This window comes from Ruminococcus flavefaciens 007c (genome assembly GCF_000571935.1).
Classification (GTDB): Bacteria; Bacillota; Clostridia; order Oscillospirales; family Ruminococcaceae; genus Ruminococcus; species Ruminococcus flavefaciens_F.
The window spans coordinates 1-22104 of the sequence record NZ_ATAX01000009.1; the positions used below are offsets into that span (position 1 = coordinate 1).

Below are 22104 nucleotides of genomic sequence, written 5' to 3' on the forward strand. Positions count from 1 at the left end.
GCTTCGGCGGCCAGGGCTGGGGCGGCCAGGGCGGCTTCGGCGGCGGCGATATGAGCGGCTTCGCAGGCGGATTTGCAGGCGGCGGCGGCAATATCGGCAGCGATCCCGGCAACGGCGGTAACGCTAAGTCAGGCCTTAACGCTAAGATCAAGAATGATATGCCCACAACAGTTCCTGCCGGCTCCGAGAAGAGCGGCGGCTGCAAGGTCGAGAAGAAGACCTATAACTGTAAATTCACAGGCGGAACAAAGAGCTGTAACGTTGTTCTTCCTCCTAATTATGATCCCAGCAAGAAGTACCCTGTTATGTACGTTCTCCACGGTATCGGCGGTGACGAAGGCAGCATGGTAAGCGGTATGGGCGTTCAGGAGCTCCTTGCAGGTCTTACCTCTAGCGGCAAGGCAGAGGAAATGATCATCGTTCTTCCCAGCCAGTACACAAGCAAGAACGGCAACGGCGGCGGCGGTTTCGGTATCAACCAGGAGACCTGCGCTGCATACGACAACTTCCTCTATGATATCTCCGACAGCCTTATCCCCTTCATCGAGGCTAATTACCCCGTAAAGACAGGCCGTGAGAACAGAGCTATCACAGGATTCTCAATGGGAGGCCGAGAGGCTATCTACATTGGTCTTATGCGTCCTGACCTCTTCGGTTATGTAGGCGGTGCTTGTCCCGCTCCCGGAATCACACCTGCAACAGATATGTTCATGACTCATCCCGGCTGTATGAAGCCCAGTGAGATGAAGTTCAGAGACGTAGGTCCCGAGCCTGAGGTATTTATGATAACAGGCGGTACAAACGACTCAGTTGTTGGTACATTCCCCAAGGAATACAGCGATACACTCACAACAAACGGCGTTGAGCACGTTTACCAGTCCATCCCCGGCGGCGGACACGGTGCTGAATCCGTAAAGCCTCATCTTTACACATTCATGAGATACGCTTTCAAGACCGAGTCTAACGAGACCGGTTCTACAACACCCGGCGGTTCAACAACACCCGGTGGTTCAACAACACCCGGCGGTTCTACAACACCCGGCGGTTCAACAACTCCCGGCGGCTCAACAACTCCCGGCGGCTCAACAACTCCCGGCGGCTTCGACTTCGGTCAGGGCGGCCAGCCCTGGGGCGGTCAGGGCGGCCAGGGCTGGGGCGGCCAGGGCGGCTTCGGCGGCGGTACAGTTGATCCCGGCAGCGTAACTCCCAGCATACCCACCAAGAAGGAGATCGACGCTAAGGTTTCCAAGTGGGGCGACTCTAACGGCGACGGCAAGGTTGACCTTTCAGATGCTATCTTCATCATGCAGGCACTTGCTAACCCCAATAAGTACAGCATCTCTTCACAGGGCAGATCCAATGCCGATGTTTGCGAGGCAGGCGCAGGTCTTACCAGCGATGACGCTCTTGCAATCCAGAAGTTCCTCATCGGTTCTGTTTCGGCACTCCCTGAGAGCTATATGCCCGGCGTTTCATGATCTGCTGATATATATTCACATTTGATACGGGATATTTCCTGACCTGAGCATCTGATCCTCTGCGGACAGATGCGGAAACTCCCGCTAAAGTGCAAAACAAGACCTCCTGCGGCCGAAAAGCCGCGGGAGGTTTTTATTTTATACCGCTGTATTTCTCCGGTACATTGCAATGTCATTAATTATATGCTATAATTAATTTATATTTTCTGTATAGCAGAGTTCCTGCGGGATCTTTATCAATATAAAAGGTGGTTAAACAGATGAAAAATCAAAACAGTCCTAAAACACTCGCCGACCTGAAATGGCTCCCATATTTGCTTTCTGCACTGGGCGCTGTTGCCTTTTCACAGTACTTCTGCCTCAAAAGCTCAAGCCACTTCACATTGCTGTTCGCTTTGCTGATGTTCCCGCTTTTCAGGAAAAGATACTCCCGCGGAAACGGTTTCACCAAGTCCTCTGCCATATGCGGAGCACTGTTCTCCCTGTTCACCATCGGCTCTGCGCTCATAGGACAGGAGCAGATACAGCCAACCTTCTCAAAGCTGGAGCAGTTCTCACCATTCATAGCCACATTTATTATGTTCTTCTTTTTCTATGAGGCTTTATGCTTTGTACTGCTTCAGAAGCTGGAAACCATTACGCTGACTGCGGACAGAGCCGAACCCTCCGCCCAAAGCAAGCTCAAGGTGTTTTTCGGCTCAATGGCAGTAATGCTGATAATGTGGCTGCCGTTCCTGCTTTACTCCTATCCTGCGGTTATGACTGAGGACTCCATATGGCAGCTCCAGCAGGCAGCAGGCCTGAAACCGCTGAATAACCACCACCCTGTTTTCCACACTCTTATAATCAGACTGACCTTCAATATCGGAAAGCTCATATTCGGCGACGATACAAGAGCTGTCCTCGTCTGCACAGTTACACAGCAGCTCTTCCTTTCAGCCTGCTTTGCATACCTCATCGAGACTCTCTATAAATTCAAGGCAAAAAAATGCCTTATCATAGGCTCTCTGCTTTTCTACTGCATACCCGTTTACCACGGTATGTACAGCGTGACCATGTGGAAGGACGTATGGTTCGGCGGAATTATCGCCGTAATGTCCGCCCTCATCTGGAGACTGCTGTGCAAAGAGAAGAAGTTCCGCTTATCAGCTGCCGAGGCAGTGATACTCTTCGTTTTCTCCGTAGCTATGTGCCTTATGAGAAGCAACGGTCTCTACGCCTATCCCCTCCTGCTCATCGGAAGTATATTCGTATTCTTCCGCAGAAGCAAGCTGACTATCGCGGTAATGGCTGCATCACTGGCAGCTGCCGTAATAATAAACGGTCCTGTCTACAAGGCAATGAACGTGGAGCCGGGAGATGTCATTGATCCCCTTTCCATACCCGATCAGCAGATAGCTGCTGTGGCTGCAAATCCCAATAACCTTACCCCTGAACAGAAGGAGCTCCTCAGCAAGGTCATAGAGATCGACAAGATCGACGATATGTATACATACTTCATATCCAATCCTATCCACGACCTCATAAGGGAAAAGAACAATCAGCAGTATATCGCCGAGCACAAGTCGGAATTCCTGAAGCTGTGGGCAGATCTCGGAATGGCATACCCCGAAAAATACTTCAGGGCATATATCAACCAGACCAGCGGCTACTGGTTCCCCGATATACAGTACTGGGTAACGTCCACCTCCTGCTTCACGGAGGGATTTGACATAAAGCCCGAATCGAAAGCAGGCTTTATGACCGATACCCTTACCTTCTATATCAATTCCTACATTGAAACGCCCTTCCTCGGACTTGTATGGAGCATAGGCATGGGAGTATGGGTGTTCCTCTTCATGACGGGAGCCGCCATGAGAAGGCACAGACGCTCGGTATTCCTCGTTTATCTCCCTGTTATGGCAATATGGCTCACTCTTCTGGCCGCTACTCCCGTTCACGCCGAATTCAGGTATATCTACTGTCTCTTCACGGCAATGCCGCTGTTCTGCGCTATCCCGTGCATGGATACAAAAATATGCGCCGAAGCATCTGAAGTGAAGGAAAAAATCTCCGAAAACACAGACGTGAAGGTAACCGCTGAAGTCCATGACGATACGGATGAAGCCGAAGAAGTCGCAAAAGAGCTCACAGACCATCCCGAAAGCACTGAACAATAATACATAGAAAAAGCCTTCCTGCTCCGCTGCGGTGGACGGAAGGCTTTTTTATTCTCGGAAAGTAAGTCAGAGGTTAAAAAAACAGCTGATATCAGTAAAAAAGTACTATTTTTCATTGCAAAATTACGCAATATCATGTATAATGTTAATATAGAAAATATTGACATTTGTCGGGAGGATATTAAAATGAATAAGAAGATCAAAAGATCGGCAGCTCTGGCTGTGGGTATCCTGACTGCCTTTTCGGGAGCTTCTTCTGCTGCTCCTTCGGGCAGACCTGTTCTGAACGCTTATGCGGCAGGCAGTATTCCCGCCTTTCCGGGAGCTGCCGGCGGAGGAAAATACGCCACAGGCGGCCGCGGCGGCGAGGTCTATCATGTTACCAACCTCAATGACAGCGGTGAGGGTTCCTTCCGCGACGCGGTAAGCAAATCGGGAAGGATAGTGGTTTTTGACGTAAGCGGCACTATCGAATTAAAAGGAAATATCCTGTGTTCGGGCAATGTCACCGTAGCAGGCCAGACTGCTCCCGGAGGTTCGGGCATCACGCTCAAAAACTACAAGATGGGTATGTCGGGGGATAATATCATCTGCCGTTATATAAGCTCCCGCCCGGGACCTTATGCGGCCACCGACTCGGGCAACGACGCATGGGGAGGAGCAAAGGGCTCCAATTCCATCATCGACCACTGCTCCATGGGCTGGACCACCGACGAGCAATGGGGGCTTTACTCCAATAATACCAATTATACCGTGCAGTACTCCGTACTTGGTCCTGCCGACTCCTGGGGCGGCCACAAGAAAGGCCTCCACGGCTTCGGTATAATGATGGGAAAGGGCGACCTGACCTTTGACCACAACCTCATTATCCACAATGTTTCCAGAAATTTCCGCGGCAAGGTGCCCGACCAGTACACCGCTGACTTCACAAACAATATCATCTATGACTGGGGCTATCAGACCGCCTACGGAACTATCGGCCATCTGAACTATGTGAACAATACCCTCAAGGCAGGCAGCTCCACAACAGGCGGCTATCACTGGATGTACGTGGACAGCACCACAAAGCCGCAGAACTTCAAGGTCTACTGCGCAGGCAACCGCCTTATCAATAAGGACGGCTCCTTACACAGCATAACCAATGACAACTGGTCGGGAGTCACCGTAAAGGACGACATAGGCATATCAAAGAACGACCTTTACAGCGCTTCTTCCTTCCCGATCAATATAGACGGCGAGAACATATCCACAGCAAATACCGCTGAAAGTGCAGCTGCCTCCTATGACCACGTTATAAGCTTCGCAGGCAACGGCATCTCTCCCGATAAGAGGACAGCCATTGACAGACAGTGCGCAAGCGATGCAAAAAACGGTACGGGACAGTGCAGCGGTACCGCCGCTTACGACGGTTCCGAGGCCAATCTCAATAAATACAATATCAAGTGCGGAGTGACCTACAGCTATCCCTCCGCTGTTACAAAAAAGGAGATAACAGACGCCGATAACGACGGCATGGACGACAGCTGGGAGCTGGAACGCGGTCTTGATCCCAATGATCCAGAGGACTATGCAGGAGATTACTGCGGTCAGGGATATATGAATATCGAGTATTACATCAACGACCTTACTGTGAATTCCTTCCCCGAGGGCGTTGTGAAGCTGTCTCCCACAGACGGAAATTTCACACCGGTTTCTGCTGTATCAGCCTTTGAGAAGATAGAAGCCGATTCGTTTTCGGATAAGAAAGGCATAATCGTCGAGGAATATTCGGGCAGATCAAATAATTTAGCTCTTGTTTCTGACGGCGACTGGGTAAAGTATAGCAGAATAAACTTTGGAAGCGGAGCAAATTCTTTCAGCGGATGGATGGGCGGCTATCCTTCAAAGATCGAACTCTATCTTGACAGTATGGACGGAACTCCTGCAGCAGTCATAGATTACAGCGGCACAAAATCGCTGAATGATTATCATACATTCGAGACTAATATCAAGACAATAACAGGTACTCATGACCTGTATATGGTATTCAAGGGCGAAAGCGAATATCTCGTAAATCTGTGCTCATTCAAGTTCGGAAAAGATAAGCTGCCCATCAGCGGAAAGCTATTCAAAAATGTTCAGGTGACGGCGCAGGCAAATCCCGATTCATGGCAGATAGGGGAAAATGCAGCTGTGGGCTCTTTCATATTCGGCGACAGGGAATTCAGGATAGCCGAACTCCAGTCTAATCTTGAGGGAGCGGAGATACTCCTTACCTCCTGCGACGCAAAGGGCACCACAGGCGAAGCGGCTTCCTTTACCGCAGGCAGCGATATGTCCCTGTATGTAGGTCTGGACAGCAGAGTGGAAAATGTTCCCGAATGGCTCAGCGATTACACGCTGATGAGGACGCTGTGCAGATCGGATAACGATGTTACATTTATGATGTATATAAAGGACGTCAGGGCAGGCGAAAATATCTCCCTCGGCAGCAACGGACAGACCTACAAATGCGTGAATTATATCGTCATGGCTTTACCTGCCGAAAAGCAATACCCGGCAGGCGACATAAACAGAGACGGTATCACCGGTATGGCAGATCTTGTACTGCTGCAAAAATACATACTCAAAAAAGAAGAGCTCACTCAGGAGCAGTCTGTATCAGCAGATGTCAACGGCGACGGAGCAACAGATGTGTTTGACGTTATAAGACTCAGGAAAATGATAGTAAACAATACCTGAAAACAGAAACAGTCGTAAGGCTTTATGTCCTTACGACTGTTTTTTCGGATATTATACTGTAAAATACGCTTTTCGGTGCGTCATTTCTTTTCCATGTAAGCTTCCATGGAGATAACATCGCCCTTTGCGGTGGAGACATAGGCATAGTACGAAAGTATCTCGGATGCATCTACGGAATCTATCAGGCTGTTTTTGTCCACATCTGCCGCTGTCTGCTGATTTTTGCCGTAGCCGCCGTCCTGTCTGGTGGATACCTTCGAATAGTACGCAAGAACATCAGAAGCGTCCACAGCGTCTACATTTCCGTCACCGTTTACATCACCGAGAGAACAGCTGAGAACAGGCATCGGTGCATCTATCCTGTTCACTTCATACAGTCTTGCGATCATCTCTTTAAGTTCCTGGCGTGTGGCTTTTCCGTGAGGATCTATCCTGCGCTCCGACTTGGGCGCACCGGGCTCTCCCTTGCCTTCGATGATATGCCATGTACAGGCCCAGCATATTGCCTCCCAATGGTCGAAATCCACATCGTAATAATCCATGAAATCGTCGCTTCTGCCGAAGTCTATGGCTCTTTCATAGCCCATAAACTCAGAATATCTCATAAGCATGAGAGCAACGTCTTCTCTTGATATCCATTTTCCTACACCGAATGTATCGGAAACAACATAGGGATAGCCCAGACAGAGTGCATTTTTCTCACCCCAGAGCAGGGCGTCCTCATACCATGAGCCCGGCTCAACATCGGTAAATCTGGACTTAAGTCCGCTGACGCTTGGCTTGCCTGCCATCTCATACAGCGTCTGCACTACGCTCTCACGTGTGATAAGATCTTTCGTGTCGGTTATTTCGTCATCCTTATCGTCATATGCCGGGAAAGAACCGTTTGATTCCGCATTCAGAGTGACCTTGTTGTCAAAGGCGATGAAGAATATATTATCCTTGCCGGTAGAAGTATCTCCGCCGTAATCTATTGTCCAGGCATGGAATTTGCCATAATTCCATATATCCTCGTCTTTGCCCTCGTTGTAGGCCTTTATAAGGTAAGGGTTGTGGCTTATATCGAGCTCGGTAAAGTCATTTATAAACGCCTGCAGGAAACGTAAATTCGGGTGATACGACAGATCAAGCCCTTTGAGATGATTCTGCATACAATCCAGATAAGCAAGCTTCGGATTGTGAGAAAGATCAAGGCTTTCAAGCTCATTGTATGAGCAGCTGAGCTTGTTCAGCTCGGGATTGCTGCTTACGTCAATACTGGTAGCACCGTTATTTGAACAGTTATAATACTGCAATCCGGGACACTTGCTAACGTCAATGCTTCCCAGTTCATGATTATCCCAGACATTAAGTCTTTTCATTTTCGGACAGCAAGTAACATCAAGTGTCTTGAATTTATTTCTGAAAGCATCCAGATGCTGCATATTCGGATTGTGACTCAGGTCAAGCTCGGTGAGCTCACAGTCACCGCACATAAGATGCTCGAGTACGGGGTTATGGCTTACATCAAGCTTCTTCAGAGGATTGGAATTGCATTCAATGTATGACATCTTAGGGTTCTTTGTGACGTTCAGCGATGTCAGATTACAGTTGTAGCAATATACCCACTCCAGAGTAGGAAGATTTGAGAAATCCAGCGACGTAAAGAGATTGTCAGAACACCATATACCTGTGATCTCCTGATTTTTGCTGAGATCCATGGTCTTTATCTGGTTGTTCATACAATAAAGCCCGCGCAGTTCGGTAAGATACTCTATGCCCTGCAAGGACTTGACATTCATTCCGTTGCACCAGACGTTTCTCGCTCTCAATATCTCATCAGCATCCAGTGTTCCGTTTTTATCTTTATCAAAAGCACTTGAGACATAAGATCTGAAATTAGCATCGGGAAAAGTTGTGGCATTGACATTTACAGGCTTGATGCCGTAGTCCCCCTTAGGCTTATCCGCCGCCGTATCAGTCAGTACCGAGGTCTTTGCTCCGCTCCCGGCAGCTCCTTCGGCAAAACACATATCGGCTGCGCCTGTCAGAGGTATCAGCACAGCCATGAAAGCTGCAATAATTCCTGAAATCCTGCATTTTTTTCTGCTCATATTCTATTACTTCCCTTCTCTTTCATCAAAGCGTGATTTATTCAGGAAAAGTTTTACATTGTTTTTCATATCGATAATCTCATAACCTATGATGCCGCAGTTTACAATTATCCTTTCGGAAATCTGCCATCATCTTTAATTACAGATTATCATAATCTTCCGGCTGTGTCAATACTTTTTTCTGTCAGATTTTCTTCTGTTTTCAGCCATGTACTGCCCTGCGGCCATGTTGGGAGAGGTCGGCTCCGAAGCAGTAATTTCTCTGACTTTATCAAAACAACGCAGCTGCGTTGCTTTCGGCTCGTGAATATGAAGTGATGCCGATAGCCGCATCATGTTAAGATAAAAAATGCGCTTCACATAAAGTGAAACGCGAACTTGTCCGCCCCCCGTAACAACAGGGCAGTCTTATCTGTCTGGACAACAAAAAAGCTCACGCAACTGCGTGAGCTTACTGGTTGGGGTGGAAGGATTTGAACCCTCGAAATAACGGAGTCAGAGTCCGCTGCCTTACCACTTGGCGACACCCCAATATATGGACTGAATTATTCAGCTTTATTATTATATCACCTATTTATATAAATGTCAATAGCATGATATATATTTTTATTTTTTAACAATACAACAACTCCCGGGATAAAATGACCGATCCCGGGAGCTGCTGCTTCGCATATAAATACACTTTTCTTTCTTTAATCTGCCTTTATATCAACGCCACAGAAGCGGCGGTATCACCTGTACAGCTTTTCTGCATTCCATGCAAGCTCGTAAAGCTCCTGTGCCTTCTCGTTATCATCCATTTCAAAGGCGGTATCGAAAACATGGCCGAAGCTTGATGTCCCCTTGTACTCCGAGTTCTTCAGAAGCATTGCGAACTCGGCAGCTGCTGAAGCAAGCTTAAGGGAGTCAGATGGAACAGAGTTATACTTTTCCATACCGAAGAGCTGAGACTCATAAATGTCCTCATTGCTGTTAACAGGCTTATACGTTACGGAGAGCTTGCAGAGCTCGCTCCTGCCTGTGTCCGCCGCTAGCTCTTCGGGATGCTCGGATGCAAATTCCAGAGGAACGCCGCGATATGTATCGCCTGAACCAGCAAGCTCAACCTCATAGAGAGCTGTCACGCTGTGGCCTGCTCCGACCTCGCCTGCGTCCTTGGTATTGTCATAGAAGTCCTCTGCATTCATGAGCCTGTTATCATAACCGATAAGGCGGTATCTGCTTATCTGTGAAGGATTGAACTCGACCTGCACCTTTACGTCCTTGGCAATGGTGAAAAGGGTCCCGTTCATTTCCTTGACAAGTACTCTCTGAGCCTCCTCGACCGAGTCGATATAGCTGTAATTGCCGTTTCCGTTATCAGCAAGAGCTTCCATTCTGTCGTCCTTGAGATTGCCTGTTCCGAATCCGAGAACAGAAAGGTATATACCCTTATCGCGCTTGGACTCAATGAGTTCTGTGAGCTCATCCACCGAGCTTGCTCCGATATTAAGGTCGCCGTCTGTAGCAAGGATAACACGGTTGTTTCCGCCCTCGATAAAGTACTTCTCGGCCAGCTTGTAAGCCTTGTTTATGCCGCCCTCGCCGTTGGTGCCGCCTGAAGCGGTTATGGAATAGAGCGCCTCAAGGATATCGTCCTTATCCTTGCCTGAAGCACCTGAAATACGGGTATCGGAGCTTCCTGCGTAGGTAACTATTGATACTCTATCATTTACGGTGAGCTGTTCGGCCAGCATTGAAAAAGCAGTCTGAACAAGGGGCAGCTTGTCGTATGAAGCCATAGAACCCGAAGAGTCTATGAGGAACACCAGATTTGAGGGAGGAAGCTCTTTTTTCTCCATTCTCCTGCCCTGTATGCCTATCATCATGATCTTGTTTCTTGAGTTCCACGGACAGTCTGCCAGTTCGACATAGTCACCGAATATCCTTCCCTCCTCGGGATCGGGATAATCATAATCAAAGTAATTTATGAACTCCTCCGCACGCACTGCTTCCTCGGGAACAATAACTCCGTCTTCAATGAGTCTGCGCACATTTGTGAATGAAGCTGTATCCACATCGGCAGAAAAGGTTGAGAGGGGTTCTGCCTTGGGATCCTTGAAGCCTCCTTCTATATATTCTTTATAGCTTTCATCGGGAGAAACTTCCACGGGCTGATCCCAAACGGGGCTCTCACAAGCTCCTTCGTAACATTCGGGTTCTTCATCTCTTGGCTGTTCGATAACATTATTATTTTTATGTTCGTCCTTGCGATAATCGCCTTTTGGTGCATACTCCTTTCTGCTGCCGCAGCTGCAGACAGCTCCCATAATCAATGTGCATGCAGCAGCCATTGCTGTGATACTTCTTAGCTTAGTACTCATAATACTTCCTCCTTTAATGTCCTTGCGGACAAGATAACGTATACGGCATCTTCGCCGTACCTTTTCTGTACTCTAATTATACCCCCTATCAGCGCCTATTACAATAACAGGAAAATGCCAGTTCTGCTACGATTTAGTCTATATTTTCTTACCCGATTATTGCATTTCATTACAATTTATTGAAATGATTACAATTATCTGACACTTTTCTCTGACTTGTCTGTGCAGAATATCAACTAAAATTTCAAAAAAATTCCATCGAGGTCTTTTCAATATATGATTAATGTGATATAATATAAGTATCTGAACAGAAAAAATAGAATATTAATCGGATTATTTATAAAAGTATATCGGGGATATGCTTTTACATCACATCAATGCGTATATGGAGATCATGTTATGGAAACTAATTCTTACAATTCAGCAAAACAGGCAGCGCTGAAGAAATACTTCAGCCGTATGAACGAAATGCAGCAGGAGGCTGTCTTTACCGTAAACGGTCCTGTGCTTGTGCTGGCAGGAGCAGGAAGCGGCAAAACTACTGTTATCGTTAACCGTATTGCAAATCTTATAAATTTCGGAAACGCCTATTTCGACACCTCACGTGAGGGCAGCAGCGATGATATCGCCTTCTTCAGAGACTATGCCGAGGGAAAGACAGACGATTTTGACACACTGCGCGACACAGTGGCAGTCGATCCCGTCCGTCCCTGGAATATCCTTGCCATAACCTTCACCAACAAGGCTGCAGGCGAACTGAAGGAGAGACTCTCTGCCATGCTTGGCGAAGAGGCTCTGAATATCCATGCCTCAACCTTCCATTCCGCCTGCGTAAGAATACTCAGGAGCGAGATAGAAGCTCTGGGCTACGGAAAGGACTTCACTATCTATGACTCCGACGACAGCCAGAGAATGATAAAGAACGTCATGGGCGAGCTGGACGTATCCGAAAAGCAGCTTGCACCCAAGGCTGTACTGAGCGAGATAAGCTTTGCCAAGGACAAAATGATAACTCCTGCGGAAATGCGTGCCGATGCGGGACAGGATTACCGCAAAAAGATGATCTCAAAGCTCTATGCCCTCTATCAGGAGCGCATGAGAGCTGCAAATGCCCTGGATTTCGACGATATCCTCGTATTCACAGTGGAGCTGTTCGAGCAGTTCCCCGAGGTGCTGGAAAAGTACAGGAACCGCTTCAGATACATAATGGTGGACGAATACCAGGACACCAACCACGTGCAGTTCAAACTGGTCTCGCTCCTCTCCGGCGGACACAGAAATCTCTGCGTAGTAGGAGACGACGACCAGAGCATATATAAATTCCGCGGCGCAAATATCGAGAATATACTGGGCTTCGAGGAGCAGTTCGAGGGTGCAAAGGTAATTCGCCTCGAACAGAATTACCGCTCCACACAGACCATACTCAACGCTGCGAACTCTGTCATCAGCCATAATAACAGCCGCAAGCCCAAGACTCTCTGGACCTCCGGCGAGCAGGGCGATAAGGTGTACTGGTACAAGGCTGTGGACGAGACAGACGAGGCTAAATTCGTAGCCGATACCATACTTGCTTCCTATAAGGAGACAGGAAAATATTCCGCAAATGCTGTGCTCTACCGCATGAACGCACAGTCCAACTCCATAGAGCGTATGCTGGTAAAATGCGGCATCCCCTACAGGGTATACGGCGGTATGCGCTTCTACGACCGCAAGGAGATAAAGGACGTTACCTCCTATCTCAGCTTTATAAATAACCACAACGATATGCTCCGCTTCAGACGTATAATCAACGAGCCAAAGCGCGGCATAGGCGATTCAACTCTGGCAGTCATCGAGGACATCAGCCGAGACCTTAAAATATCACCCTTTGAGGTCATGAAGAACTGCGAGGAGTACGCTCCCCTTTCCAAGAAGGTCACTGCGCTGAAAAACGCATACCAGATGTTCGAGATGCTCACCGAGAAATCAGAGGAGCTCCCCCTTGACGAGTTCCTTGACCTTCTCCTTGACAAGACAGGCTACCTCGACAGCCTCAAGACTCTTGAGAATGCCGATACCAAGATAGAAAACGTTCAGGAGCTCCGCACATCCATGGTACAGTACATGGAACAGGCGGAGGAACCTACTCTCGGCGGCTTCCTCGAAGAGGTCGCTCTCTATACCGAGGCAGACCGCGATGACGGCAGCGACGACAAGGTGACTCTTATGACCATCCATTCCGCAAAGGGACTGGAATACGATAATATCTTCGTAATAGGCATGGATGACGGTATCTTCCCCAGCTCACGCTGCTTCGACAGCGAGGACGATATGGAGGAGGAAAGACGCCTTGCATATGTGGCTATCACCCGTGCAAAGAAGCGCCTCTACCTCACCAATGCAAGACAGCGTATGCTCTTCGGACAGACTCAGCACAACGTAACCTCACGCTTTATGAAAGAGATAGGCAGCGAGCTGGTGGAAAAGCACGACAACGCCGCAGCCTTGAAGCAGCAGCTTGAAGCTGCCGACAAGTCCGTGACAGAGGTCCGCTCAGCGACCTTGCAGCAGCAGCTTGCAAGAACCAAAAAGGCAGCAGCTGCCCCCAAGGAAGCAATCACATATACCCCGGGAGAAAAGGTCTCCCACAGCATATTCGGCGAAGGTGTCATCGTGTCCGTAAAGCCAATGGCAAACGATTCGATGCTGGAGATTGCCTTTGATAAAGTCGGCACAAAGAAGATCATGGCAAATTACGCCAAGCTCAAAAAGCTCTGAAAATATAAGGAGAATAAATCATGAGAAAGACTAAGATCGTTTGTACCATCGGTCCCGCTACCGACGACGAAAACACTATGCGCGAGCTCATGCTCGCAGGAATGAACGTTGCACGCTTCAACTTTTCACACGGAGACTATGAGACTCACGAAAAGCGCTTCCGCGTCATAGAAAGGCTGAGGAAGGAACTTGATCTCCCCGTAGCTACCCTTCTTGACACAAAGGGCCCCGAGATCCGTCTGGGTAAATTCGTGGACGATAAGCCCGTGGAGATACACGACGGCGATACATACACTCTCACCACAGAAGATGTGCTCTGTGATGACAAGATCGGAAGCGTAAGCTTCAAGAAGCTCCCACGCGATGTGAGCATGGGTACACGTATACTCATAAACGACGGTGTTATCGAGCTCATTGCCGAGAAGGTAACCACCACCGAGATAGTATGCCGCGTAGTACACGGCGGAACTCTCTCCAATAATAAAGGTATCAACGTGCCCGGAGTAAAGCTCTCCATGCCCTACCTCAGCGAAAGAGACATGGACGACCTGGAATTCGGCTCGAAAATGGGCTTTGACTTCATAGCGGCAAGCTTCGTCCGCACTGCTGCGGATATAAACTATCTGAGAAAGTTCACTCAGAGCCTGGGCTGGTTCGATGTGAGGATCATCGCTAAAATAGAAAATACCGACGGCGTTGAGAACATCGATGAGATACTTGAAGCTGCCGACGGCATCATGGTCGCCCGCGGAGATATGGGCGTAGAGATACCCTTCGAGCAGATACCCGCAATACAGAAGTCCCTTATCAAGAAGGGCTACAACGCAGGCAAGCAGGTCATCACAGCCACACAGATGCTGGAATCAATGATAACAAATCCCCGTCCTACCCGTGCGGAGATAACAGACGTTGCCAACGCTCTCTACGACGGCACAAGCGCTATAATGCTCTCCGGCGAGACCGCAGCGGGCGCTTACCCTGTGGAGGCCGTAAAGACAATGGCTCTCATCGCCGAGACCACAGAGAATAACATAAACTATAAGGCACGTTTCTCCTCACGCCGCGCAGATCAGAACGGCACAGTGGCAGAAGCCATCGCTCACGCTACGGTAACTACCGCTCACGACCTCAATGCAAGGGCTATAATCACAGTATCTCTCGGCGGACAGACAGCAAGACTTATATCCAAGTACCGTCCCAGCTGTCCTATTATCAGCTGCACCATGAGCGAAGTGGTATGCCGCCAGATGAACATGAGCTGGGGAGTTATACCGTTCATTATAGACGAAAAGACCAACACCGACGACCTCTTTGCAGCAGCAGTTGAGGCAGCCGAGTCCCATCAGCTTGTTGAGGACGGCGACCTTGTAGCTATAACCGCAGGTGTGCCCCTTGGGGTATCGGGCACCACCAATCTTATGAAAGTTGAGAAAATAGGCGGTAAATAATAAAATGGGGTAATTACGCCTTTGCAAAAAGGCGTAAAATATTTTTTGTAACATGATATGGAGGAAAAATAAAAATGACAGTACAGAAAAGAAGCAGGATATTCGAGATCATCATTGCAATACTGATGATAAGACCATCTTTATTGATAATACAGGAACTTTATTCTTGTCAGAATGCAGAAACAGTAGAAGCGGCTCTGAAACTTGCATTTCCTTCTTTTTTTGCAACAGTTGCCCTTGCAATTGTCATAATAACACGCAAATATGACCAAACATGGTCGAAACTGCTTGTGATCAGCTCACTTGCAGCAAATTTCTGCACAGACAATAATCTTCGCTATGTAAAAAATTTAAGCTTCTATATAAGCGCATCCATCCGTGACGTATCAGTTCTTTATAATTTTCTGTTCGGAACATTGCTGTTCGTTCTCGGCATAACAGCAGGAATAGTCCTTGTTCTTACGATGTTCGGAAAGATAAAATGGAAAAAGTGGAATTCACTTCTTATCTATGCTTATGTAATGACAGGTATCATGGTTACGGGAGCATTGATTCTGAAGTTCCATAACATTTATTACGTGGAACTTGTCCTGATGACGTGCCTTATCTACGAATTGCAGGAAAAGAGTGACCTCAAGGCTGTTGCAGGCTGGGTGGGAACTCTTACCGCCGCGATATCTGATATATTCTTCGATTTTTATTTCAATTATTATATTAACAAAGTTCAGAGCAGTTCTGACGGCGGTTTCCTTGATTATCTGAATTATTCCAACTCAGCCGCAAAATATGAAAGTATAAGAAGCCTGATATTTGCAGCAGCAATCATTCTTATGCCGCTTATTTTGTTCGAGCGTAAGGAAAAGCTCGAAAGAATTGTTACTCCCGCAGATGTCGATGATGACGAGGAAAATGATAATGGCGACGATAACGACTGACCGCCTTATACTCCGTCCGCTCACTCTCGACGACGCAGATGCCGCCTTTGAGTGGACAGGCGATGAAAGAGTCGCAGAATATATGATATACTCCACCCACGAAAGCGTGGAGACTACCAAAGAATGGCTGCGCACTGTAAAATCCACTGATACTCAGTTTGAGTTCGGCTTTGTCCGCAGAAGCGACAATAAGCTCATAGGCTCGGGCGGTATAAGGCTTCATGATGACGGTTTCTGGGAGTTCGGCTACAACTTCCGCTATGACTGCTGGGGCATGGGCTATGCTACGGAAGCATCTCTTGCCATGATAGAGCTTGTCCGCAGCAGATACGGAAATGTTAAGCTGAAAGCAGAATGTGCCGCAGAAAATACTGCCTCCGCGCACGTTATCGAAAAATGTGGTCTGCACTTTGTGGGCTATGGTGAATATTCAAGCTATGACGGAAAGAAGAAATTCAAATCCAAAAAATATGAAAGCAGGTAATTATCATGATAAAACATATAGTAATGTTCAAATTAAAGGAAGCTGACGGCAGAAGCGAATACGAGAACGCTCTCGAAGCACAGAAGCGCTTCGACAACGTTATCGCCAATGTCAAAGAGCTCAAAAAGGGCGAGGTTGTCATCAACTCTAAAGAAGCTCCCGAGAGCAACTACACTATCTCACTTCTCTGCGATTTTGACAGCATTGACGACCTCAACGCCTATCAGGTACACCCAGCACACCTTGAATTCGGTAAGTTCATAGGTTCGGTAAGAACCGACAGAGCCTGCATAGATTACGAATACTGATAACAGCTCCCATGACACGCAGCATGGGAGCTGCATATAATATTACCTTTAAAGGAGGAAAAACATGGTTAACGTTAAGGGCAAATGGGCGCTCATTACAGGAGCAAGCCGCGGACTCGGCTATCTTTCGGCTGTATTCATGGCAAAGCTCGGCTGTAATCTGGTGCTCCACAGCCGCACCGAGGAGCACTGCGCAAAGGTTCTCAGCGAAGTAAAGTCACTCGGTGTTGACGCCTACGTTGTGACAGCAGAGCTCTCCGACATGGAACAGGTAGACAGAATGTGCCGCACCATTGACGAAAAGGGCACAAAGCTTGACATAATACTCAACAATGCAGGACTCCAGATAGCATACAGAAAAGACTATCTTGCAACTCCCGCATCGGATTACGACATAAGCTTCAGGATAAACACTACAGCTCCTATGATGATATGCTATCATTTCCTGCCGCAGATGAAGGAACGCGGCTTCGGACGCATAGTCAATACCACCAGCGGTATCGACCTCGAACCCGAGCAGGCGGGCTACTCCGCAGCAAAGGCAGCTCTCAACAAGGTAACGCGCGACCTCGGCAAGAACTACGAGGGTACGGACGTTACTCTCAGCCTTACTGACCCCGGCTGGTGCAGAACAGACCTGGGCGGACCAAAGGCTCCAAATTCTCCCGAGAGCGCACTCCCCGGCATACTGGTGGGAGCTTTCATCGACGACAAGAAGTGCGGACGTATATTCTCTGCGCAGGAGTTTACGGGCATGACTCTCGAAGAAGCCGTTGCCAGGGCTGAAAAGCAGGCAGGGGTATATTAACATATTATGGAACGCCTTGTGTTTTTGGGGAACTCTGCCCAAACCTGCCAGAGGGAATATACTCCCTTTGGAATCCCATTTTTAGAATAGTATTACTTATTTTAAGGAGAAACCATGAACATCGAAGAATGTATGAGCTTCATAAACTCCTATACCAAATCGGGAGGACGTATAACCGATCTCTCCCGCGCAAGGGAGCTTATGAAGCGTGTGGGTGACCCGCAGGAGCGGCTTAAATTCGTCCATATCGCAGGCACTAACGGCAAGGGCTCCACTCTGGAATACATTGCCAATGCACTGCAGTTCTCGGGGTATAAAACCGGAAAGTTCACTTCCCCGTTTGTACTGCGCTACACCGACAGGATACGCATAAACGACGACGAGATCGACGAGAAGTCCCTCTGCGAGATCGCTGACTACGTAAAGGAACGCATTGACGACGAGGCCTACTCTCAGTTTGAGATAACAATGGCCATCGCTATGCTGTGGTATGAGCGCGAGGGCTGCGACATAGTTGTGCTTGAAACAGGTATAGGCGGAACGCTGGACTCAACCAATGTGATACCGCCGCCGCTACTGTCAGTGATAACCTCCATATCCCTCGATCATACAGCCCTTTTAGGCGATACCGTTGAGGAGATAGCCTCCCACAAGGCAGGCATAATAAAGAACGGCTCAGCAGTAGTTCTCTCCGAGGACAATCCCGAAAGCGTTAAGGTGCTCGTCCGTGAGACTGCGGAAAAAGTCGGCGCGGAGCTCATTCCCTGCGAGGACTGTCCCCCGTCGGCTGACGGCGGGCTCTTCTCACCATTCATGTACAAAGGCATAAAGCTCAGGCCTGCTATGGCAGGTATACACCAGAAATACAACGCACAGACCGCAATAACTGCCTGCATTTACCTAAGAAGCAAGGGCTTTTCCGTAAGCGACGGAGCCATGATAAGATCCGTCGAGACTACGCAGGTACGTGCAAGGGTTCAGTACATAGACGGCGAGCCCCCGGTGATAGTGGACGGCGGACACAATCCTGCGGGAGTGGGTATGCTGTCGCTGATGCTGATGTATCTGAGCACCAGAGGCAAGAAGATATATACTGTCATGGGCATGGTAGACTCCAAGGACTATATAGAATGTGTAAAGACTATATCGGGACTTTCCGATAAATTCTTTGCAGTTGACGGATTTGCTCCCAACGCAGTCTCCGCAGAGACCATTGCGGATATAGCCTCATTCAGGACAGAAGCTGAGTTCGGCACTCTTGCCGAGTGCGCAGAAAAAGCAAAGGCTCTCGCCCGTGAAAATGACGGAGTAGCCGTAATATGCGGTTCCCTTTATCTTGCCAGCGAATATCTGAACAGCATGGATTAAAAAGACTTAAATCACAATAATAAAGCCCCGAAGCATATTCAAACTGCTCCGGGGCTTTAATTCTGTATCGGTATCCTTCCTGAGGATACTTTTTTATGCCGACTCCGCGGAAGAACTCCCGTGACTATCAGCTGTAATTTCTTGCGATTCTGTAATCTATAGAGCCTGTGAAAGGGTCGTAGATAATGTCGTCGTTATCGTCCTTTGCTATAAGGTATGAGCTCTTGTAGAAAACGGGGATAAATCCGTTCTTTTCGAGTATAAGCTTCTCAGCAGCCGTATAGCTGTTTACCAGCTCATTGACCGTGGGACACTTTATAATATCCGCAGAGCAGTCCGCACCGCCTGAAGCGCCGGCAAGGCAGCTCTCGGTAACGAACCTGTCAAAGAAAGCGATACCGCTGTTGAAGTCTCCCCTGAGAGGATAGAGCGCTATGCTGTAATTGCCGCTGTCGATCCTTTCCCTGAACTCGGCAGAGGTAAGATCCTCGATACCGATGTATATGCCCAGGCTATCCTGCCAGCTCTGTGAAAGGATATGGAGGTATCTCGAATCCACGGTGCTTGCGTCCACGATAATTTTCACGCTGTCCACGGACTTTATCTTCAGCTCCTCCTTGGACTTCTCCAGCAGCCCGACAGCCGCCTGCGGATCAAAGATATCGAACTGTCTGTCTGAGGCGAGGTCGCGGTAGCTTCTTCCCACAATATCCACAGCAGGAGGGATAATGCCGTAAGCTGCCCTCAGGTCGCTGTTATCGTCCAGACCGAGAGCTTCTCTGTCCAGTGACAGCGCAACTGCTCTGCGCAGGTCCTGATTGGAGTACAGCTTATCATCGGGATTGAAGACAAGTCCCAGCGTAGTAGCCTGCTCGCCTGTTATCTTGTACTTTTTAGGGTTATATCCGCCGGTTTTCATAGTGGGGAAACATTCCGCCTCATCGTCCTTGAAGGCCTGTCTCACTCCTGCCTCATCGTCCTGTATGGAGAAGCTCACATAGGAAGGCAGTATGCTATAGGAGTCGTTTTCGTTGACCTCGTTCTTGCGCATATAAAGGATATTATTGCTGCCGTAGGGATCATAGAACCACTGACGCACATAGAAGGCGCCGTTGGACATGACCGATCTGTCATCAAGGCCGTATCTTCCCTTGGTGCCTATAAAGAACTCCTCATTGCACGGAAAAGCAGCGGGAGTAGTAAGCAGGCTGAGGAACTCCGCACAGGGAGCCTCAAGGGTGAATTCAAGGGTATGGTTATCCTTTGCCTCAACTCCGAGAGAATGGGTGGCATAGCTTCCGTCAGCAACTCTGCCGCTGTTTTTCAGGCAGCGGAAGTCCCTGGCGAATGGTGAGTGCATATTCGGATCAAGAAGCCTTCTGAATGCAAAAACATAATCGTAAGCGGTAACAGGATAATACTCGTCCTCATCTATCTTATCGTCGTCATTCTTATCAAAGAACCAGTAATTGTCGTCCTTCAGGTTGAAGGTATATACGCAGCCGTCCGACGACACCTTATAGTCCGCAGCATTGCAGCATATGATATTGTCGCTCTCGTCCTTCATCATAAGTCCGCTGTACAGATTTTTTATGACCGTAGCCGAAGACGGATCCGTAGCGAACTGAGGATCCAGACTGCGGGGATTGCCTGCCAGTGCGGCACTGTACATATGACCGCCGCCACCGCCTTTTTTATCGCTGTTTCCGCAGCCCGTCACAGAACCTATGACCGAGGCAGCGCATACAGCCAGAGTAATGATCCTTTTCTCTCTCACTTTTTTCTCCATTCCTGTTCTTTTGCAGCCGTTATATACAGCCGTCATTCTCCCAATAGCAAATAATGCCCCCCGAAAGACGGGGGACATTCAGCTTCAATTCATGCTGACGGTGATGATAAAGCCGTCAACGTTATTTCCCGAAACGGTATAGGTCTTGTTTGCGGGAACAGGTACCTCTGTATCGCCTGTGGAATTTGCAGCAGCATAGTATATATTATAAAGCTTATTACCCACTGTTACCTCAACAGGGCTGTCCTTAGTATGCTCCTTGAGCTTGGTAATATACTCTTCGAGGCAGAGATTGTTCTGCTTCATATATACAGCATGGGGCGCTCCCACATATCTGTATGTATAGGCTCTCTGACGTTCGCCCGTAGAATTGTCCTTGCCCTCGGGGAAACGGACTACGAAGCCGTGCTCCGCAGCGTGCTCGTCTATCCAGCCGTAAACGCCGGTAGGCGAATAATAGCCCGAGCTTGAGCCGTCAGTCGGGAAGATACCTATATCAAAGGTCCTTCCTGTGTGGTAGTCGGAATAACCGCCCTGGAACTGAGAATTGCCGTTGTAGTACTTGTCATTCTGTTCCTCAATGGTTCGGTAACCGCCTATAACATAAATATCAGAATTGCTCTCAGCCTCATAGAAGCCGTCCATGAGTGCATTGAGCTGAGTAAGAGTCTCTGAATCCAGCTTTGTTACCAAATCGCTTACATGGTAATGTGAATCGTCGTGGTTATCAAAGAGTGTAACTAATTCAGTATCGCCTTCAATGAATTTATACTCATGCTCGGAATTTACGAGGACGAGGTTTCCGCGGTTAATATCCGAAGCATTATGTATCTCCGTAGTGTATTGAGCCTCAGAAGGCGCTGATGCACCGGGAGTTCCTGTTATCAGCGTTTTTGTTTCATTGCTTGATTCCAGGTTATCCACGATTGACGACTGCTGAGTATTGTCTGAAACTGTAGTCTGTGCCGATGTAGCGGAGTTTTTGTTCTTTCCCTTTCCGGAACAGCTCTTATAGCATGAAGTAAGCAAAACTACAAGAACAACAAGGACAAGGGCTACCGCAACGAGTCTGTCGTATCTGACTTTGTAGCGTCTGGACGATCTGTCTCTGCTGCGGTTTCTGCGTTTATCTCCGTTAGTCATAAAAAGAAATCGCTCCTTAAAGATTATTCGGTAAAGAACCGGACAGCTTTATTCCCGAGAAGGAACAGCTGCCTGCGCATATAGGATCGCACTTTCGTGCAATGTCTTCCAAAATTGCTCCCCAGATGATCTCCGTATCATAAATTGTTCATAATGTATTATATCACAATTTTTTGTACTTGTAAAGTGTTTTTTTGATTTTTTGCACTAATAATTCATTTAATTTTGAACATTGTGTACTAATGCAGTC

The 22104-nt window shown here is 48.2% G+C and carries 14 protein-coding genes and 1 tRNA gene; 10 read left to right on the top strand and 5 right to left on the bottom strand.

Going from position 1 to position 22104, the window contains the following annotated elements; all coding sequences use genetic code 11:
• The 3 genes from RF007C_RS16255 to RF007C_RS16840 form a co-directional block, all read left to right on the top strand.
• Positions 1-1478 (top strand): alpha/beta hydrolase-fold protein (locus RF007C_RS16255; protein WP_242836261.1); only part of this gene is annotated, 1478 nt, incomplete at its 5' end.
• A gap of 260 nt (positions 1479-1738) precedes the next feature.
• The gene (locus RF007C_RS02790) at positions 1739-3637 is read left to right on the top strand and encodes a DUF6020 family protein (protein ID WP_037297073.1); all 1899 of its coding nucleotides are present in this window, start codon (positions 1739-1741) and stop codon (positions 3635-3637) included.
• Between the two features lie 186 nt (positions 3638-3823).
• Positions 3824-6358 carry a carbohydrate-binding protein gene (locus RF007C_RS16840; protein WP_037297075.1) on the top strand — a complete coding sequence of 845 codons (2535 nt, stop codon included), beginning with the start codon at positions 3824-3826 and terminating at the stop codon, positions 6356-6358.
• A gap of 80 nt (positions 6359-6438) precedes the next feature.
• On the opposite strand, the gene RF007C_RS17950 is transcribed toward RF007C_RS16840, so the two are convergent.
• From RF007C_RS17950 to RF007C_RS02810, 3 genes are all read right to left on the bottom strand, one after another.
• A complete protein-coding gene (locus tag RF007C_RS17950; RefSeq protein WP_037297077.1) occupies positions 6439-8451 on the bottom strand; it encodes a dockerin type I domain-containing protein in 2013 nt (670 codons plus the stop codon).
• A 455-nt stretch (positions 8452-8906) separates the two neighbouring features.
• Positions 8907-8982 (bottom strand) — tRNA-Gln (locus tag RF007C_RS02805).
• A 200-nt stretch (positions 8983-9182) separates the two neighbouring features.
• Entirely contained in the window at positions 9183-10814 is a 1632-nt protein-coding gene (locus tag RF007C_RS02810) for a vWA domain-containing protein (RefSeq protein ID WP_037297078.1), read from the bottom strand.
• A gap of 399 nt (positions 10815-11213) precedes the next feature.
• On the opposite strand from RF007C_RS02810, the gene RF007C_RS02815 reads away from it, so the two are divergent.
• From RF007C_RS02815 to RF007C_RS02845, 7 genes are all read left to right on the top strand, one after another.
• Complete coding sequence (locus RF007C_RS02815) at positions 11214-13571, top strand: ATP-dependent helicase (protein ID WP_037297079.1); 2358 nt, start codon at positions 11214-11216, stop codon at positions 13569-13571.
• Positions 13572-13591: 20 nt separating this feature from the next.
• Positions 13592-15019, top strand: coding sequence for a pyruvate kinase (pyk, locus tag RF007C_RS02820; RefSeq protein ID WP_037297080.1), 1428 nt, complete (start codon positions 13592-13594; stop codon positions 15017-15019).
• A gap of 74 nt (positions 15020-15093) precedes the next feature.
• On the top strand, positions 15094-15954 hold the full coding sequence (locus tag RF007C_RS02825) for a hypothetical protein (RefSeq protein WP_037297081.1): 861 nt from the start codon (positions 15094-15096) through the stop codon (positions 15952-15954).
• Entirely contained in the window at positions 15935-16438 is a 504-nt protein-coding gene (locus RF007C_RS02830; protein WP_037297082.1) for a GNAT family N-acetyltransferase, read from the top strand. The genes RF007C_RS02825 and RF007C_RS02830 overlap by 20 nt, the downstream gene beginning before the upstream one ends.
• A gap of 5 nt (positions 16439-16443) precedes the next feature.
• The gene (locus tag RF007C_RS02835; RefSeq protein ID WP_019679130.1) at positions 16444-16746 is read left to right on the top strand and encodes a Dabb family protein; all 303 of its coding nucleotides are present in this window, start codon (positions 16444-16446) and stop codon (positions 16744-16746) included.
• 64 nt (positions 16747-16810) lie between these two features.
• Positions 16811-17554: an SDR family NAD(P)-dependent oxidoreductase gene (locus RF007C_RS02840; RefSeq protein WP_037297083.1), complete on the top strand. Its 744-nt coding sequence runs from the start codon at positions 16811-16813 to the stop codon at positions 17552-17554.
• A gap of 114 nt (positions 17555-17668) precedes the next feature.
• Positions 17669-18922 carry a bifunctional folylpolyglutamate synthase/dihydrofolate synthase gene (locus RF007C_RS02845; protein ID WP_037297084.1) on the top strand — a complete coding sequence of 418 codons (1254 nt, stop codon included), beginning with the start codon at positions 17669-17671 and terminating at the stop codon, positions 18920-18922.
• Between the two features lie 127 nt (positions 18923-19049).
• Here RF007C_RS02845 and RF007C_RS02850 read toward each other — a convergent pair whose 3' ends face one another.
• Entirely contained in the window at positions 19050-20699 is a 1650-nt protein-coding gene (locus tag RF007C_RS02850; RefSeq protein ID WP_242836262.1) for a peptide ABC transporter substrate-binding protein, read from the bottom strand.
• 96 nt (positions 20700-20795) lie between these two features.
• Positions 20796-21854 (bottom strand): M15 family metallopeptidase, encoded by a 1059-nt coding sequence (locus RF007C_RS02855; protein ID WP_019679126.1) that lies wholly within the window; start codon positions 21852-21854, stop codon positions 20796-20798.
• Positions 21855-22104: the final 250 nt, after the last annotated feature.